General features: G+C 57.1%; 27 protein-coding genes and 1 riboswitch. Of the genes, 17 read left to right on the top strand and 10 right to left on the bottom strand.

Annotation, left to right across the window (positions count from 1 at the left end):
* Positions 1–13: 13 nt before the first annotated feature.
* From DXY35_RS09690 to DXY35_RS09675, 4 genes are all read right to left on the bottom strand, one after another.
* Positions 14–679 (bottom strand): SDR family oxidoreductase, encoded by a 666-nt coding sequence (locus tag DXY35_RS09690; RefSeq protein ID WP_115082119.1) that lies wholly within the window; start codon positions 677–679, stop codon positions 14–16.
* Positions 680–734: 55 nt separating this feature from the next.
* A complete protein-coding gene (locus DXY35_RS09685) occupies positions 735–947 on the bottom strand; it encodes a hypothetical protein (protein ID WP_114989190.1) in 213 nt (70 codons plus the stop codon).
* Positions 948–1057: 110 nt separating this feature from the next.
* A complete protein-coding gene (locus DXY35_RS09680; RefSeq protein ID WP_206749208.1) occupies positions 1058–1267 on the bottom strand; it encodes a hypothetical protein in 210 nt (69 codons plus the stop codon).
* Positions 1268–1451: 184 nt separating this feature from the next.
* Entirely contained in the window at positions 1452–1778 is a 327-nt protein-coding gene (locus tag DXY35_RS09675; protein WP_244273087.1) for a hypothetical protein, read from the bottom strand.
* A 98-nt stretch (positions 1779–1876) separates the two neighbouring features.
* On the opposite strand from DXY35_RS09675, the gene DXY35_RS09670 reads away from it, so the two are divergent.
* Positions 1877–2032 (top strand): hypothetical protein, encoded by a 156-nt coding sequence (locus DXY35_RS09670; RefSeq protein ID WP_244273085.1) that lies wholly within the window; start codon positions 1877–1879, stop codon positions 2030–2032.
* A gap of 303 nt (positions 2033–2335) precedes the next feature.
* Positions 2336–2500, top strand: coding sequence for a hypothetical protein (locus DXY35_RS12790; RefSeq protein WP_170950589.1), 165 nt, complete (start codon positions 2336–2338; stop codon positions 2498–2500).
* A gap of 135 nt (positions 2501–2635) precedes the next feature.
* Here DXY35_RS12790 and DXY35_RS12785 read toward each other — a convergent pair whose 3' ends face one another.
* Complete coding sequence (locus DXY35_RS12785; protein WP_170950588.1) at positions 2636–2800, bottom strand: hypothetical protein; 165 nt, start codon at positions 2798–2800, stop codon at positions 2636–2638.
* A 175-nt stretch (positions 2801–2975) separates the two neighbouring features.
* A riboswitch (guanidine-I (ykkC/yxkD leader) is annotated at positions 2976–3076 on the top strand.
* 26 nt (positions 3077–3102) lie between these two features.
* Here DXY35_RS12785 and speB point away from each other — a divergent pair.
* Genes speB through DXY35_RS09635 form a run of 7 tightly spaced genes read left to right on the top strand, consistent with a single transcriptional unit; the run spans position 3103 to position 9140 of the window.
* On the top strand, positions 3103–4293 hold the full coding sequence (speB, locus tag DXY35_RS09665) for an agmatinase (protein ID WP_115082116.1): 1191 nt from the start codon (positions 3103–3105) through the stop codon (positions 4291–4293).
* Positions 4294–4296: 3 nt separating this feature from the next.
* Positions 4297–4695: a hydrogenase maturation nickel metallochaperone HypA gene (locus tag DXY35_RS09660; RefSeq protein WP_115082115.1), complete on the top strand. Its 399-nt coding sequence runs from the start codon at positions 4297–4299 to the stop codon at positions 4693–4695.
* A 21-nt stretch (positions 4696–4716) separates the two neighbouring features.
* Positions 4717–5421, top strand: a complete 705-nt coding sequence (hypB, locus tag DXY35_RS09655) for a hydrogenase nickel incorporation protein HypB (protein ID WP_115082114.1) — start codon at positions 4717–4719, stop codon at positions 5419–5421.
* 38 nt (positions 5422–5459) lie between these two features.
* A complete protein-coding gene (locus DXY35_RS09650; RefSeq protein WP_115082113.1) occupies positions 5460–6461 on the top strand; it encodes an ABC transporter substrate-binding protein in 1002 nt (333 codons plus the stop codon).
* On the top strand, positions 6461–7288 hold the full coding sequence (locus DXY35_RS09645) for an ABC transporter permease (protein ID WP_115082112.1): 828 nt from the start codon (positions 6461–6463) through the stop codon (positions 7286–7288). The genes DXY35_RS09650 and DXY35_RS09645 overlap by 1 nt, the downstream gene beginning before the upstream one ends.
* Positions 7289–7291: 3 nt before the next feature.
* Entirely contained in the window at positions 7292–8047 is a 756-nt protein-coding gene (locus DXY35_RS09640; protein ID WP_115082111.1) for an ABC transporter ATP-binding protein, read from the top strand.
* 22 nt (positions 8048–8069) lie between these two features.
* A complete protein-coding gene (locus DXY35_RS09635) occupies positions 8070–9140 on the top strand; it encodes an aromatic ring-hydroxylating dioxygenase subunit alpha (RefSeq protein ID WP_115082110.1) in 1071 nt (356 codons plus the stop codon).
* Here DXY35_RS09635 and DXY35_RS09630 read toward each other — a convergent pair.
* Genes DXY35_RS09630 through DXY35_RS09620 form a run of 3 tightly spaced genes read right to left on the bottom strand, consistent with a single transcriptional unit; the run spans position 9062 to position 10480 of the window.
* Positions 9062–9931 (bottom strand): sugar phosphate isomerase/epimerase, encoded by an 870-nt coding sequence (locus tag DXY35_RS09630; protein WP_115082109.1) that lies wholly within the window; start codon positions 9929–9931, stop codon positions 9062–9064. The genes DXY35_RS09635 and DXY35_RS09630 overlap by 79 nt on opposite strands.
* Positions 9928–10104 (bottom strand): hypothetical protein, encoded by a 177-nt coding sequence (locus DXY35_RS09625; RefSeq protein ID WP_244273083.1) that lies wholly within the window; start codon positions 10102–10104, stop codon positions 9928–9930. Before DXY35_RS09625 ends, DXY35_RS09630 begins: the two co-directional genes overlap by 4 nt.
* Before the next feature lie 37 nt (positions 10105–10141).
* A complete protein-coding gene (locus DXY35_RS09620; RefSeq protein ID WP_038555629.1) occupies positions 10142–10480 on the bottom strand; it encodes a phenylpyruvate tautomerase MIF-related protein in 339 nt (112 codons plus the stop codon).
* Positions 10481–10638: 158 nt separating this feature from the next.
* Here DXY35_RS09620 and DXY35_RS09615 point away from each other — a divergent pair, with 158 nt between their 5' ends.
* From DXY35_RS09615 to DXY35_RS12770, 5 genes are all read left to right on the top strand, one after another.
* Positions 10639–10977, top strand: coding sequence for a hypothetical protein (locus tag DXY35_RS09615; protein ID WP_115082108.1), 339 nt, complete (start codon positions 10639–10641; stop codon positions 10975–10977).
* Positions 10978–10993: 16 nt separating this feature from the next.
* Positions 10994–12454 (top strand): glycosyl hydrolase family 57, encoded by a 1461-nt coding sequence (locus DXY35_RS09610; protein WP_115082107.1) that lies wholly within the window; start codon positions 10994–10996, stop codon positions 12452–12454.
* 56 nt (positions 12455–12510) lie between these two features.
* Positions 12511–12633 (top strand): hypothetical protein, encoded by a 123-nt coding sequence (locus DXY35_RS13205; protein WP_256359520.1) that lies wholly within the window; start codon positions 12511–12513, stop codon positions 12631–12633.
* A gap of 492 nt (positions 12634–13125) precedes the next feature.
* Complete coding sequence (locus DXY35_RS12775; protein WP_170950586.1) at positions 13126–13299, top strand: hypothetical protein; 174 nt, start codon at positions 13126–13128, stop codon at positions 13297–13299.
* Between the two features lie 35 nt (positions 13300–13334).
* On the top strand, positions 13335–13493 hold the full coding sequence (locus DXY35_RS12770; protein WP_170950585.1) for a hypothetical protein: 159 nt from the start codon (positions 13335–13337) through the stop codon (positions 13491–13493).
* Positions 13494–13496: 3 nt separating this feature from the next.
* Here the strand turns inward: DXY35_RS12770 and DXY35_RS12765 are convergent, their stop codons facing one another.
* On the bottom strand, positions 13497–13673 hold the full coding sequence (locus DXY35_RS12765) for a hypothetical protein (protein WP_170950584.1): 177 nt from the start codon (positions 13671–13673) through the stop codon (positions 13497–13499).
* 45 nt (positions 13674–13718) lie between these two features.
* Between DXY35_RS12765 and DXY35_RS12760 the strand changes: the two genes are divergently transcribed.
* Together DXY35_RS12760 and DXY35_RS09595 are read left to right on the top strand one after the other, a co-directional pair.
* Positions 13719–13874, top strand: a complete 156-nt coding sequence (locus DXY35_RS12760) for a hypothetical protein (protein ID WP_170950565.1) — start codon at positions 13719–13721, stop codon at positions 13872–13874.
* Positions 13875–13906: 32 nt separating this feature from the next.
* Complete coding sequence (locus tag DXY35_RS09595) at positions 13907–14272, top strand: DUF1499 domain-containing protein (protein WP_371681786.1); 366 nt, start codon at positions 13907–13909, stop codon at positions 14270–14272.
* A 7-nt stretch (positions 14273–14279) separates the two neighbouring features.
* On the opposite strand, the gene DXY35_RS12755 is transcribed toward DXY35_RS09595, so the two are convergent.
* The gene (locus tag DXY35_RS12755) at positions 14280–14420 is read right to left on the bottom strand and encodes a hypothetical protein (RefSeq protein WP_170950583.1); all 141 of its coding nucleotides are present in this window, start codon (positions 14418–14420) and stop codon (positions 14280–14282) included.
* Between the two features lie 87 nt (positions 14421–14507).
* Here DXY35_RS12755 and DXY35_RS09590 point away from each other — a divergent pair, with 87 nt between their 5' ends.
* The gene (locus DXY35_RS09590) at positions 14508–15884 is read left to right on the top strand and encodes a DUF2130 domain-containing protein (RefSeq protein ID WP_115082103.1); all 1377 of its coding nucleotides are present in this window, start codon (positions 14508–14510) and stop codon (positions 15882–15884) included.
* The last annotated feature ends 2 nt before the right edge of the window (positions 15885–15886 follow it).

The following is a 15886-nucleotide window of genomic DNA, read 5'->3' as shown; positions in this document are numbered from 1 at the left end:
CGTGTCTCCCGCCTCACCACGGCAACAACTCACCATTGGCATGCCAGAAGCTGCCGCTGGTGGCCATGGTCAAGCCATCGATCCGGGCCAACAGCCCCTTCACCGACTGCTCGGGGGGGATCCCGCTGGGATTGAAGCGAATCATGCGGGTGCGCACCAATCCGGGATGCAAGATCGCCACGGCGATGCCCCGCGGTTCCAGATCAATCGCCAACGACTTTCCGGCCATGTTGAGCGCCACCTTCGACATCCGATAGCCATAGGAGCCTCCCGAACTGTTGTCGTCGATGGAGCCCATGCGGCTGGTCATCAGCACCAACTTGGCTCCGCTGGGCATCTGATCCACCAACGCCCTGGCCAGCAGCAAAGGAGCAAGGGCATTCACCTCAAACTGGCGGCGAATCCCGGAGGGATCCATATCCAACAGGCCCATCGACTGCAAAATCCCGGCATTGAGGATGACGCCATCGAGGGGCAAACCATCCAGACGCTGCACCAGGTCATCAATGGCTTGGCTGTCGCTCAACTCAAGGCCGGCTTCCACCCGCACTCCCAGGCACTCCAGTTCATCACTGGTTTGACGGCAAATGGCCACCACATCATCGCCACGGGCCTTGAGCTGCCTGCAGTATTCCAAGCCGATCCCACGGTTTGCGCCGGTGACCAGAAACGTCGCCATCGGGATGTTTCAGCAACCGCCATCCTGCCGGCTCTTGCGTCGATCCCCTCAGGGATCACGCCGGAAAATCCCCTTCGACGCCGTACTGATGTAAACACTGTTTCACCGTGAGCACGGAGACCGTGCTGCCGGTCTCTGCATCCACCAGCAGATAAGGACAGCCCCGCAGCACGCAGCGTCGCCGTGCGTCGATGTAGGCATCAAAAGCGTTGGCATGGGAACACTCCTCCACCCAACCTTCACTACTGAGATACCGCGTGAGGATCATGGCCACAGGCCCCTGGGCCACCGGTTATGGCTCAGGACATTTCACATCCAAGAAAGAGCCTTGAAGTCTTCGGGATCGCAACGGCTCGGGAAACGCCGAAGCAAGCCAGATCAATGGGGTTCAGCTGATCCCTGCACAACGGTGACCACCTGGTTCCAGGTGACATGCACCACGCGATAGGTCTTCAACGTGGCGCGCGATTTGGTGCGGGCATTCACAAAGGCTTTGAACTCCGTTTTGAAGCAGATCTCCTGGATCCACTGCCCTCCTGTATCAAGCCTCTCGATGCAATACATCAGAGATTTAGCGGTTAAAAACATCAAAACCGCAAAACATTTGCTGAGCACAAAATCGAAAGGTGCTGTTCGGGATCAATCAAAAAAAAGCCCCCGCGCTTGGCGGAGGCTCAGGTGGTGTGAGGAGTCGACGATTTTGCAACTGCCGACACCGATTTCATAGCTCGATTTCAGATCAGCAGCGGCCCCGGCCACAAAGCTTTATCCGCTACAGATAAAGAACACTGGCGCGACAACGCCGGAGCGCATCACGCACAGCCTCCAGCCTCGTTTCGTCCGGCCGATGCAGTCCGGCAGGCACTACCATCTCGTCGTTCGCATCCAGATGAACCCGTGCCGAGAACCAGGTGCCAGGTCCTGGCACAGACGCACGGCAGATCGGATCCTGGTTTGCATCCAAACGTCGCTCGATCAACCAACCCTCCACCCGATCCAAGGGCTGAAACGACATGGAGGCAGAGGCGACGTGCGCCATCAAGGTGAGCAGCAACAAACGCAGGGCCTGCATCACAAGGCTGGGGCGAGCGAAGCGCACCCATCGTCACAGAGAACACCGGTTCAACCGCGCCGTTGCGTTAGAAGAGCTGCGTCGCGGAGCCGTCGATGCCGTTATTTCGTTGTGAAGGTTGCTCCATGCGCATCGAGCGCTCGATGGCGGCGTACTGGCGCAACAAGGGGAAATTGCTGTGCTCATCGTGTCTCGACCGTCAGGAGATGCTTCTCAAAACAGCCGAGGGAGGCCGAAAGCAAGGTTCTTCCGAATTCCGTGCCAACAGCAACAAAAGCTGACGCCAGCTGTGGGAATGATGCTCAAGTCGTTTCCTCCCCACTGATCCATGGGTTTCCTCGCCGTCGCCGGATGCGTGCTCCTGGCCTCCGCCATGTCTGCTGCACTCACCACCAAGCCTTCCAAAGCCTGAGCGTTCAAAACGCCAGCAAAAGCTGAACAAAAACCGGGCCTGGCCCGTTTTTTTATGGCGCTGAGCTGTTAGCCATGGATCTTTTCTCCTGCAAAAGAGATTTAGAACTGCAAATCAAATGTGCATGGCGCCCCCTCACGGCTGTAGATCCTTGATCCACTGAGCCAATCCCATGGAGAGCATCAGTCGCATCTGTGCCACCTCCAAGGGCACAACCATTGATGCCATCGGCCAGGGCCGCTACCGCGTCTGCAATCGACATGCAGTGTGCTCTGACGTTGAATGTCTTTGGCAGGCCTATGAGATTCTGCGGCGTCAGGAACAATCCTTAAGTTGATCTTTGCGCCAAGGAATAAGTATCAACACTTACAGCGGCTGAGTGTTCAGCACGTAACACTTGATTTACCCCGGTGAGGGGTAATGCGTCGAATCCGGGAGGGCCTAGGGAACCCTCCTTTTTTATGCGGGTTGCTCAGAAACCCAGCGTTCCTGCACTGTCCTCCCCGAACTCCAGGTAAAGGCAGCGGGCATCCTCAGCCCGGCCGCAATCAATCAGGTGTTGAACCCTTTCGCGCCACCACTGCGACACACCAGAACTCAACTCTTTATTGGGCAGACCACCGAAGGATTCACTCACAGCAATCATTCGTGCTGAGCAAACGCTAAGCAGCACGAATGACAACGCGAATTGGCTTGTTACCTGCTGTTAGCAGCTGTTGTTACCCAACAGCCATCTTCTGCAAAATCAGCCACACCAATCATTTGTAGCGGTTCACACTCCGCAGAGGATCAAAGCCGCAGACAGTGAAATTGCGGATGAAACCTAGGGTTCCGATCTCTTCACGGGGATGCCTGGTCCAAGAGGTTTCCACCGGCCTTGCCGGTTGCACGGAGGGACAAAAGCCCGGGAGACCGCCTCAACGCACACTCCCTTGTTTGATGTCATCCCCATCGGACCCTTCAGGGGCCTTCCAGCGTTCGCATCCCAGCGAAGGCATGCAGGCACTCGAGAAGGAACGCAAGCTTCCACTCACTGGCTGGCAGCAAGAAGTTGACCAGGCCAAACGCTTCGGGCTTGAAGCCGCCGAAAGCATTGTTGACCGCAACATCTCCACCTTCTCTAGAGGCGAGCTGCCGCATTTTGCCGGCATCAACACCTTCATGAAGGCGCCCTACTTAGAAGATGTGAACCAAGTGGGGAATTACGACGTTGCCATCGTTGGTGTACCCCACGACTGCGGCACCACCTACCGGCCCGGAACGCGCTTCGGCCCCCAGGGGATCCGACGAATTTCAGCGCTTTACACCCCTTACAACTACGAAATGGGGGTCGACCTGCGTGAACAGATCACCCTCTGCGATGTGGGTGACATCTTCACGATCCCGGCCAACAACGAAAAGAGCTTCGATCAGATCTCCAAAGGCATCGCCCACGTGTTCTCGAGCGGCGCCTTCCCGATCATCCTCGGTGGCGACCACTCGATCGGTTTCCCCACGGTGCGTGGCGTGTGTCGCCATCTCGGCGACAAAAAAGTGGGAATCATTCATTTCGATCGCCACGTCGACACCCAGGAGATCGACCTTGATGAGCGGATGCACACCTGCCCTTGGTTCCATGCCACAAACATGGCCAACGCCCCGGCAGAAAACCTGGTGCAACTGGGCATTGGTGGTTGGCAGGTGCCGCGTGAGGGCGTCAAGGTCTGCAGGGAGCGGGGCACCAATGTGCTCACGGTGACGGACATCACCGAAATGGGGCTGGAAGCCGCAGCCCAGTACGCCATTGAACGAGCCACCGATGGCACGGACTGCGTCTACATCTCCTTCGACATTGACTGCATCGATGCCGGCTTCGTGCCGGGAACTGGCTGGCCTGAGCCCGGTGGCCTGATGCCCCGGGAAGCGCTCAAGCTGCTCGAGCTGATCGTGCGCAACGTTCCCGTCTGCGGCCTTGAAATCGTTGAGGTTTCACCTCCCTACGACATCAGTGACATGACCTCCCTGATGGCCACCCGGGTGATTTGCGACACCATGGCCCACCTTGTGGTGAGCGGTCAGTTGCCCCGCAAAGAGAAGCCGGAGTGGATCAGCGACACCTGCAACATGAACGTTGATCAGAAATGGAGATAGGCCATGCATGAAGTCGACATGACCAAGTGCCTGCTGATCTCCCTGAATGAATGGCGCGACCGTCGCGAAGACACCTCTGCGATGGTCGAGACCGTTCATCTCGATGTGGGGCGATTCACCTGCGTTGAACCCGATCAGCTGGTGACCACCTACAACGCTGCGGTGCAGGGCAACTGGCTGGATGGATCCCGGCTCACGATCACGGAAATCCCCTTTGTGGGGCGCTGCTTGATCTGCAACGGCACCTACGACCCCGTGCCCGAAAACGCCTACCGCTCTCCCTGCTGCGATCACCCGCTTGAGGAGATCGTCAGCGGTAGGGAATTGCGCATCCGCAGCATCGATTACCGCAGCGATGCCGCCGCTGCCCTTGAGTCCGCTCCAATCCAGCGTCAGCGCTGAAACCAATACCCCCCTTTTGCCATGCATATGCCTCTTGAAGACACCCTCGGCCTCAATCTGCTTGCCGCGAACAACCATCAGGCCGAACACAACAACGAGCATTTCCAGAGCTGGGATCTGCTTTGCCTCAATCTGATGAGCAGTCCTGGCGCAGGAAAAACCGCCCTGCTCGAACGGTCCCTCCCAGCCTTGGCTCGCGAACTCAGCATGGCCGTGCTGGAAGGCGACATGACCACCCAGCTGGATGCCGACCGCTTGGAGGCCGTTGGCATCCCGGTGGTGCCCATCACCACGGGCAGAGCCTGCCACCTTGATGCGGCCATGGTGAGTGGTGGCCTGAAGTTGCTGCAACAACGGCTCAATCCTTCCGCGCTGGATTTACTGCTCGTGGAGAACGTGGGCAACCTTGTCTGCCCTGCGGAATTCGATGTTGGGGAACACCACAAAGTGGCGTTGCTCAGCGTGACCGAGGGCGATGACAAGCCGCTCAAGTACCCCCTGATGTTCCGCAACGCGGATGTGGTGCTGATCACCAAGGTGGATCTTCTGCCCCACCTGCCTGTGGATGTGGCAGCGATCCGCCGCAACATCCACAGCATCAACCCCAACGCCAAGGTGATCGAGATCTCCGCCCTGATGGGTGAAGGCCTAGATGCCTGGCACATCTGGGTGCGGCAAGCCCTCGCCAGCCGAACCACCACAACCCCTGCTCTGGCAACCGCCTGAGCAGATCAATCCAACGTCTTGTTCCTCCCGCCCATGCCATGACCAAACAACTGCGCAACCTTCTCTTCGCCGGCCTCGCCATCGTGCTGGCCGTCGCTTGCTCCAAGCCCTCCACACCGACGGTGGGCGGCACACCAATTGTTTTGGGCTACAGCAACTGGGCCGGATGGTGGCCCTGGGCGATTGCCGTGGAGGAAAAGCTGTTCGAGAAGAACGGCGTGAATGTGGAGATGAAATGGTTCGACGGCTACGTGCAGTCGATGGAAACCTTCGCCGCTGGCAAGATCGACGGCAACTCCCAAACCTTGAACGACACCATTTCCTTCCTACCGGGTGAGAACGGCGGTGAAGTGGTGGTTCTGGTGAACGACAACTCTGCTGGCAATGACCAGATCATTGCCGATGCCTCCATCACATCCATCGCCGATCTCAAAGGCAAGACCGTTGCTGTTGAGGAAGGCGTTGTGGATGACTACCTGCTCAGCCTGGCCCTCAAGGATGCGGGCATGAGCCGCGACGACGTGGTGATCAAAGGCATGCCCACAGATCAGGCAGCAACTGCATTCGCGGCCGGTCAGGTCGATGCCGTTGGTGCCTTCCCTCCTTATACAGGCACCGCCATGCAGCGCGAAGGTGCGCAGGTGATTGCCAGCTCCAAGGAGTATCCCGGTGCCATTCCTGATCTGCTCACCGTCAGCGGTGATCTGATCAAGGAGCGCCCCGACGATGTGCAGAAGATCGTGAAGACCTGGTGGGACGTTCGCGAGTTCATGGAGAAGAACCCCGAAAAATCCGAGGCGATCATGGCCAAGCGTGCCGGCATTCCCACTGAGGAATACGAGCAGTACAAAGACGGCACCCGCTTCTTCTCCATCGAGGAAAACCTCGAGGCCTTCAGCACTGGTGAGGGCATGAAGTTCATGCCGTTCGCCGCTGAGTCGATGGCCGACTTCATGGTTTCGGTGGGCTTCATCCCTGAGAAACCAGACATGACCAAGCTGTTTGACGACAGCTTCATCAAGAAGGTCGCCGCCTCCTGATGGCTGCCTCGGCCGCCGCTGCCCGCAAGGGGAGAAGCAATGGGCTTCTCTCCCTGTTCACCCTTGGTGCCATGCCATCCAAGGCAGTGCGTGGCGGCCTGCAGGTGGCATCACTGCTGGTGCCCCTGCTGCTCTGGTCCGCCATCGCTTCCCTCGGACTGGTGGATGAAAAATTCCTTCCCTCTCCGCAGGCCGTGTTCCGCTCCCTGGCCTCCATGGCCGCGAGCGGAATCCTGTTCCAAGACATTGTGGCCAGCACCGGCCGCGTGTTTGGAGGATTTCTTCTCGCCACACTTCTGGCGGTGCCGATCGGCATCTGCATGGGGGTGTACCCAGCGATCTGCGCGATCTGCGAGCCGCTGATCGCCATGCTGCGTTACATGCCTGCAGCGGCCTTCATCCCTCTGCTGATCATCTACCTCGGCATCGGGGAGGAACCCAAGATCGCTCTAATTTTTCTCGGCACGATCTACTTCAACATCCTGATGGTGATGGATGCGGTGAAGTTCGTTCCCAAAGAACTCATCGAAACTACACTCACCCTGGGTGGTCGCAGCAGACAGGTGCTTGTGCAAGTCGTAGCCCGCTACAGCCTGCCCAGCATCATCGACACCTTGCGAATCAACATCGCAACCTCCTGGAACCTTGTGGTGGTGGCTGAGCTGGTGGCCGCGGAAGTGGGCCTTGGCAAACGCATCCAGCTGGCTCAGCGCTTTTTCCGCACCGATCAGATCTTCGCCGAGTTGATCGTTCTCGGCTTGATCGGCTTCGCCATCGACATGGGATTCAGGCTGTTGCTGCGTCTCAGCTGCAAATGGGCGGTGTGAGCCTTGGAACTGATCGTTAACAACCTCAGCAAGCGTTTCGGGGAGAAATTGATCCTCGATCACCTGTCGTTTTCCATGAAATCCGGAGACTTCATGGCCCTTGTGGGCAGCTCTGGGTCCGGGAAGAGCACAATTCTGCGGCTGATTGCTGGTCTGGATCAACCGAGCAGCGGCAGCATCACTGTTGACGGCATCCCAGTCACCGGTCCCGGGCCAGACCGGGGCATGGTGTTTCAGAAATACAGCCTTTATCCATGGCTCAACGCCGCTGAGAACGTTGCCTTCGGGATGCGACTACAGCGGATGAAAGCAGCAGAGATCAAGGAGCGAACCGCCTATTTCCTCGAAGTGGTTGGCCTTAGTGACGCCGCCACAAAATTGCCGCGCGAACTGTCGGGCGGAATGCAGCAGAGGGTGGCCATCGCCCGGGCCCTCGCCACCAACCCCAGCATCCTGTTGCTGGATGAACCCTTCGGGGCTCTGGATCTACAGATCCGCGAATCGATGCAGGACTTCCTGCTCAAGCTCTGGCAACGAACAGGCCTGACCGTTCTGCTGATCACCCACGACGTGGAAGAGGCTTTGGTGCTGGCCCAGCGCGTCCACGTGCTTGCCCCAAATCCAGGGCGAATCATTCGATCCCTCAATGTCGATCTCGACAAAACCGATCTCGATCAGCTGCGCCTAAGCAGCGACTTCCTCTCCATGCGTCGTTCCCTCTCCGCCACCATGCGGGAGCTGGAGCCGGCACTGTCCTGACTGAACTGTCTTAAGTGAAGCCGTGTTGAATCAGACGTTCCTTCCTGCATCGCTGTACCGCGGCGACGCGATGCATGAATGGGACATCCACACCTATGCCAACCACTACTGGCATCCGGTTGCACCAATCAGCCATCTCCAACCGGGAGAGGTGCTGGCCATCACCATGCTGGATCAGCCACTTCTGCTCACCTGGCCCACTGGCGAGCATCCCCGTGCTTTTCGCAACCGCTGTCCCCATCGCGGTGTTGCATTTCGGCAAGGCGGAGGAACGGGGCAGTCCTGTCGACGCCTGGTTTGTCCTTATCACGGCTGGACCTACAACCTGCGCGGAGAGCTGCTGGCCGCGGCGCGTGAAGCCGATTTTGAGCAGGACTTTGACCGGCAGGGATGGGGGTTGCAAGAGCTTGCCTGCCGCATCGATGGCCCACTGATCTGGATCGCTTTGAGCGATCAAGCTCTAACGCTCGAGGAGCAGCTGCAGCTGGTTCATACCGAAGCCGCAGCAGCCTGGAACACTGCATCCACCCTGCTGCGACAGAGCCGAAGCAGCCTGGCCTGCAATTGGAAGATTGCCCACGACAACACACTTGACGACTACCACGTCGCCATTGCCCATCCGACAACGCTGCACCGCGAACAAGGGCCGGTGAGGGATTACCGCCATCGCTTCAGCCAACACAACAACCTTCTGGAGACACCCCACCCGGACGGTGGTCGATTCCTTACCTTCGGGCTGCCGCCATGGAGCCATCTTCTGGTCTGGCCAGACGGGCGGTTGGCATGGCTGGAATTCATGCCCGAACGACCCGACCGCTGCACGATGCAATTGCACTTGTTCGCAGGCAGCGACGCCATGGATGCAGCTACAGCCGACGCCTGGCTGAGTGACATGCTCACCTTTCTGGACGAAGACAAGGCTTTGGTTGAGTCAGTCCAACACGGATATCAAGAGGATTTCCAGCCAGGGCCTCCGCATCAGCTGGAACGAAGGATCCTGCATTGGCAGGGTATTTATCGAGAACGGTTGGGATCAGCAGGAAACAGCATTGAAGAACGCAGCCAGGAGGCCATCTCTGCATTGAGGAGCTGAACATCCGCAAGGGGTGCAGCTGTGAATGGCTGAAGCGGCATGTAGCCATCGGGGCCAAACTCAGGCGTCATCGTGATCGGCCGTTCGGGCCTCGCGCTCTGATCGAGAAACAACTGCCAACAGCGGCGATGGCTCTCGAGGGCCTCAGCCCATTCCGGTGCGAAAGGGTGGCTGACGGAGGGCCCCTGAGCATGGCCGATTCGGGCATGAATGTGATCAACCCGAGCGGCCACCGCCTGAATGGGGGGGAGTTCAGGTGTCATTAACCGTTCCGATACCGCACACCAGTGACTGAGATCCGCTGTGAGCCGAAGCCGTGGATGGCGGGCCAGCCAGGCGGGCATGCGCCATGGATTGAAGAGAGAACGACTGCGATGCGTCTCGAGCGTCACCGGAATCGAACACGCATCAATTTTGTCCAGAAGTCTGTCGAGAAAACGATGCTGCTCGACTTCGTCCCAGCTGTCGCTGCCGGTGATCAGAGTGATCTTGAGCGGGGCCAGCGCGATGGCTCGCTCCAAGCCGCGCTGAACTTGATCAAGATGCTGCGATGGAGAGCAGTTGAGATCGGGGGTGTAATCACCCCCGGTAACAATTTCAACAATCAGATGCTGGTTTGCATCGGAGAGGCAACGTCGGATCCCTTCAGGCTGAAGAGGCTCAAGACAAGGATGATCGAGGTTCACCTCAAGACCATCAAAGCGCTCGCCTTCAGCGGAGGAGCAGGCCTGTTCAAGGGACTCAGTCCAGCCCCACAGTGTTTTGAAAAGCAGCAACCCGGGGCTGCTCAATGGATTTCCGTAAACACCTGCGGCTGAATGCCGAGATAGATCGCTTCGCGGAAGAGAGCCTGCTTCGCCTTGGCATCACGGTTCTGTTCCGCCAAGCGAAACCTCTCACGCAACGATGCGATCAACGTGGTTTGACGTGGGTTGCCCGGAGTGCCGGGAGGAGAGCTTGTCACCACCAAAGCGCGATCTCGGCATCAGTATGGGAGAGCATCAGCCAAAGGTGTTGCCGTTCCATCCCCAGCAGCTGGCCTGCACATCTTCAAACCCGATGTACACCCGGTTGGCGGGGATTCCCGTCCTCGCCTGAATCAGCTCACAGAACGCAGCTGTCATCGCAGGCGGACGCAGCGCACCGATCGATTTCACCTCGACATAGGCACAGGGCTCATGACTGCCGGCGAAGGTCATCGGAACGCCTGTCTCCAGAAGCGTCATCACGTAAGCCTCCGGCTTGCCCGTCTGATTGGCCAACTCGGACGAAAGCTCCTGCAACAACGCCGATCCGTCTTTCAGTGCTGGAAGCGACGTGCGCACATTGATCAGAGGCATCGGCTCAAGAATGCTGGGAGAAGCTTGGCACTCTCAAGCCATGAGTGCCAAGCCCTGGATGTTGATCTAATTGAAATATTTCCAAAAGCAAAGACCATCAACCTGAACAATTCGGACAAAGAAAGGCTCATAAATTTCACGCAAAAGTGATCAGCTCAATGATCCTTCTTCACTTCTTTGGCCTTGGAGACGTTCTGCGTCGCTTTGAACTCGAGCAAATCACAGGTCTAACAATCATGGGATTCAGACCACTGAGCCTGGATGAATTGATGCACTGGTCGCAAAACATGGCCGACCAGCACCACTGGGATGGGGAGGCGATTCGTCACGACGTGATGAGCACCTGGCTTGATCAAGCCGAAGACATCACCCGCTGGAGGCATCGGCTGAATCAGGCCCCTGCTGAGGTTGAACTTTTGGCTGGCATTGGCGATCAGCGCACCTGGCGCGATCATTGGGAAGGCATGCTGCGCCAAACACCGCGTGCCGGCTGGTGATCACGAGCGGAGTGCAATGACAGGCTGTCCACCGATCAGCGGACGAGAAGCCGACGTTGCTGCTGTGATGCAAAAACAACGGCAGGCCTGGTCGAACAGTGCGATCGATCTGGAACAACTGCGTTCCGGATTTGCCTGTGCTCTTCACATGCACCAACCGACGGTGCCGGCGGGAGCGAACAAGAGCTTGATCTCCCATCTCCAGTACATGCTGGATCACCCCAATGAGGGTGATAACCACAACGCCGAACCATTCGCCCACTGCTATCGGCGTCTTGCCGACCTGCTGCCGGAACTGATCAATGAGGGCTGCAGCCCGAGAATCATGCTCGATTACTCGGGCAATCTGCTCTGGGGAATCGAGCAGATGGGGCGCGGCGACATTGGCGATGCACTCCATTACCTCGCCTGTGACCCTTTGATGCAGGGACATGTGGAGTGGCTTGGAACCTTTTGGAGCCATGCCGTGGCTCCGTCCACACCCATCCCAGACCTGAAACTGCAGATCAGCGCCTGGCAACAGCAGTTCGAGGCCTGTTTTGGCAGCGCTGCCCTGGAACGAGTCAAGGGCTTCTCTCCACCGGAGATGGCGCTACCCAACCATCCCGACACCCTTTTCGAATTCATCAAAGCCCTTAGAGAAGCGGGATATCAGTGGCTCCTGGTGCAGGAGCACAGCGTTGAATGCATGGACGGGAGCCCACTGCAGCGCAGCCAATGCTTCGTTCCCAATCAACTTCTGGCCAAGAACAGTCGGGGCGAGGAGATCAGCATCACGGCACTGATCAAAACCCAGGGGTCTGACACCAAACTTGTGGGGCAGATGCAGCCTTATTACGAGGCATTGGGTTGCGAACGGCAACGTCTTGGTGACGTCGAGGTGCCAGCACTGGTGAGCCAGATTGCCGATGGAGAAAACGGTGGGGTGATGATGAATGAATTTCCAGAGGCGTTCCGGCAGGCCAATCGCCACATCCGTGACAACCCGAAAGGCACCGCGGCCATCAACGGCAGTGAATACCTGGAGGCTCTGGAGCGCAACGGAGTGGATCCTCACCACTTCCCCGCCATCCAGGCGGTGCAACAACACCGCCTTTGGAGTGAACTTGGCGACAACACCCCAACCGAAGGGATGGAAAAAACCATCAGCAAACTGATGGCTGACGACACCAGCTTCAGCATGGAGGGTGCGTCGTGGACCAACAACCTGAGCTGGGTTGAGGGTTACGCCAATGTGCTGGCCCCGATGAACCAACTCAGCGCTCAGTTTCATGCGCGGTTCGACCCATCAGTCGCCGCAGACCCCACCACCACCCGTACCCGGGCTTATCAGGAGTCGTTACTGCATCTGCTGCTGCTGGAAACCAGTTGTTTTCGCTACTGGGGGCAAGGGGCATGGACCGAGTACGCCAGGGAGATCCATCGACGTGGAGAGGATTTGCTGAACCAGAACACAGTCACGCCCAACCGAAACTGAGAAGTGCTTTACAGAGCGTTACATTCGTGTAACGTAGGCCTATCCGAGCACGCTGCATGGGTGACTACACAACCGCAATCATCGCCATGGTGGTCATTGGCATCGTGTTGACGGCTGCTGTGGTGTTTGCCCTGATGCGTCCCAGTGACATGCCACCCATCGACGAGAACCGCAATTGAGCATGGAAATCGTTACCGAACTGCTGATCGCTGCCACGGAGATCGGAATTGCCCTGCTGGTGGCTGTTTCCCTGCCCGTCGCTGAATCCCAGAACTGATTTCGATTCAGCCGATCCCTTTTAGGCGAAATTCCATATAAATCGAAGCAGCATCGCCCTCACGATCGAGCTCCTGCAGGTCGCTGCATCGTGCTTGCATCCAGTACACCGTTTCCCTCCAAACTTCCAGGTGATAACGGCGCTCGAGATTTTGTCCGGAACCGTCCAAAGCTCTACCTGCATCACCCACAAAATATAAGCAATGCATAACGGCATCGCCTTCGATGTCAACATTTAGCGACCGACGCTTGCTTCACATCACGATGGCAAGAACGAGGGTCAATCTTTCATCCAGACCAAGTACGGAACAGCACACAGCAGAGATAAAACGTACCCGTTGTTACGACAACGCAAGATCAAGTCAATACTTTGAGCTGATCCTGCCGACGTCACCATGGAGCCCATCGCTCTGACACTTGGCCAACAATTCGATATTGAACAGCGCAGTCGCGATATCAGTTCAATGACTGACGTGAAACAGCTTCAGGAGATCAGCAAAGATCTGCTTCTGGCTTGGCAGCAGGAGATTGCCCGCTCACGGGCAGCAGCCAGCCCACACAAGAAATAACGCTTCGTTACGATTGGTTGACCTGGTTGGAAGTCATGAACCTGAGCTTGCCTCAGCAGTTCGAAGCTGAAGCGATCAAGCGGTCCATCAACGAAACCGACGATCTTGACCAGTTGAAAGCTCTGGCACGGGAACTCGCAGATCTCTATGTGCGTCAGAGAGCTGCAACGGCCTGGGTGATCGCCGAGAAATAAGCCTCACACTTTGCTGTCGTTTCGCCAGCGTCTTTCCAAACGTTGACGTGCTTCTTCAACGGTTTGCCCACGGGAGAGAGCTGTTTTATCGCGATAGGGGCGCGTGATCGACCAAAACTTCAGGGCAGACGCCAACGCCACCACCAACCATGCGAGCACAATCCAACCCGGATTCGTCATCGTTGCCCAGCAATGCGCTCCATGATGGCGAACGGGACGCGAGTCTTGCCTGCATGTCCCCTCATCAGCGCAACCGTGGATCCTGAGGTGCGCCAGTTCGTGATCAGCCAGTTGGTGGTGATCGGCTTACCCGTTGGAAGCCTTTTCGGCATCTGGCTTTGGATGCTGAACTGGGGCGGTCGTTCCCGCAGAGACCAGTGACCTTCCTTGCCGGCCTACTGGCCCCCGTGTTGATGCTCTTCCATCTTTCTGGCCCAGTCCCTGCGGATCTCGGCGTGGGCAACGGGGCGTTGCGCGACTGCCCGACAACAGCTCACTGTTCCAGCCAAACCTGGGCGAGCTCCGACCCGATGGCGGACTTCAGCAAGCTGAGTGGGTTGGTGCAGGAGTCGCCACGGACGGTTGTGATTGATCAAACCGAGACCTACCTGCATGCCGAGGCCAGCAGCGCTTTCTTTGGCTTTGTGGATGACCTGGAGCTGTTCGCTGATCGCGACAACAACCGGATCCAGGCACGGTCCGAGTCGCGTCTCGGCGACTCGGATCTTGGTGTTAACGCCGCACGATTGGCGGCGCTGCGGTCGGGGCTGGAGAGCTGAAGGCCGCTTAAACCTTGGCGCGACGCAGTTTGCTCAGATCGATGATCATTTCCTTGATGCCAACCACGAATCCGATGGCGGCCAAGGCCACGATGCTCAAGATGATCACCGTGTCGAGCAGCGAACGTGGATCGATCCAATCAGGCATGGCATGAACCGTAGGCTGATCTCGTATTAGCCAGAGCCGGATAAAATCCCAGCACGTAGCGCGAACGTTCAACACAAATCGTCAGACATGCACGACATCATTTGCCCTCACTGCAATACCGCCTTCAAGGTGGATGAGGCCGGGTATGCCGACATCCTCAAACAGGTGAGGGATCGTGAATTTGAACAGCAACTGAACAAGCGACTGGCCCTCGCCGAACAGGACAAACGCAATGCCATCGAGTTGGCCGTTACCAAAAAAGACAGGGAAATGCAAACGCTTGAGGCCCAACTCAAGCAAAGTGCAATCCATCAGGAACTGGCGATTAAAGATGCCGTGAACAAAGCGGAGAAGCAGCGTGATCGCATTGCCGCTGAGCTCCAGCAGATTCGTGAGCAGCAGGCCACAGAACTACGCCTGGCTGAAACCAAATTCGCCAAAGAAATGCAGGCGATGACGCTGCAAAAAGACAGTGAAGTGAGGGATTTGCAGGCGAAGCTCCAGGCTGGAGCCATGCAGCGCCAGCTGGCCGTGAATGAAGCGGTCAGTTCCGTGGAGAAGCAACGCGATGCACTTCAAAGCGGCTTGAAAGAAGCGGAACTGAAGCATCAACTGGAATCTCAATCACTGAAAGATCGCTACGAAGCCCAGCTCAGTGATCGGGATCAGGCCATTGAACGCTTGCGCGACATGAAGGCGCGGCTTTCCACCAAAATGGTGGGTGAAACCCTCGAGCAACACTGCGAAACCGAATTCAACAGGATTCGTGCAGCGGCTTTCCCCAAGGCCTATTTCGAAAAAGACAACGACGCACGCAGTGGTAGCAAGGGTGACTACATCTTCCGCGACCAGGACGACCACAACAATGAAATCATCTCGATCATGTTTGAGATGAAAAATGAGGCTGATACAACGGCCACCAAAAAGAAAAACGAAGACTTTCTCAAAGAGCTAAATAAAGATAGGAACGAAAAAAATTGCGAGTATGCGGTGCTCGTCTCCCTGCTAGATCCTGAAAATGAGCTTTATAATTCAGGCATTGTTGATGTGTCTCATCGCTTCCCGAAGACCTACATCATTCGCCCACAATTCTTTATTCCATTCATCACATTGCTCCGCAATGCAGCCTTGAAGTCTCTGGAATACAAGGCTGAACTGGCTCTGGTGAAGGCGCAGAACATTGATGTCACCAATTTCGAGAACGACCTCGAAACCTTCAAAACAGCCTTCTCACGCAACTACGACCTCGCCTCCAGACGCTTCCAAACAGCAATCGATGAAATCGATAAGTCGATCGATCACCTCCAAAAAACCAAGGATGCCCTGATGGGTGCGGATCGAAACCTGAGGCTTGCCAATGACAAGGCACAGGATGTGACCGTTAAAAAGTTGACCCGACGCAATCCAACGATGGCAGCCAAGTTTGCTGACTTGAACAACGCTCCTGATCAGAAATCGGCCTGAGC

This window comes from Synechococcus sp. N32 (genome assembly GCF_900473895.1).
In the GTDB taxonomy this organism is placed as follows: domain Bacteria; phylum Cyanobacteriota; class Cyanobacteriia; order PCC-6307; family Cyanobiaceae; genus Parasynechococcus.
This window is presented reverse-complemented; position numbering and strand designations above follow the sequence as displayed.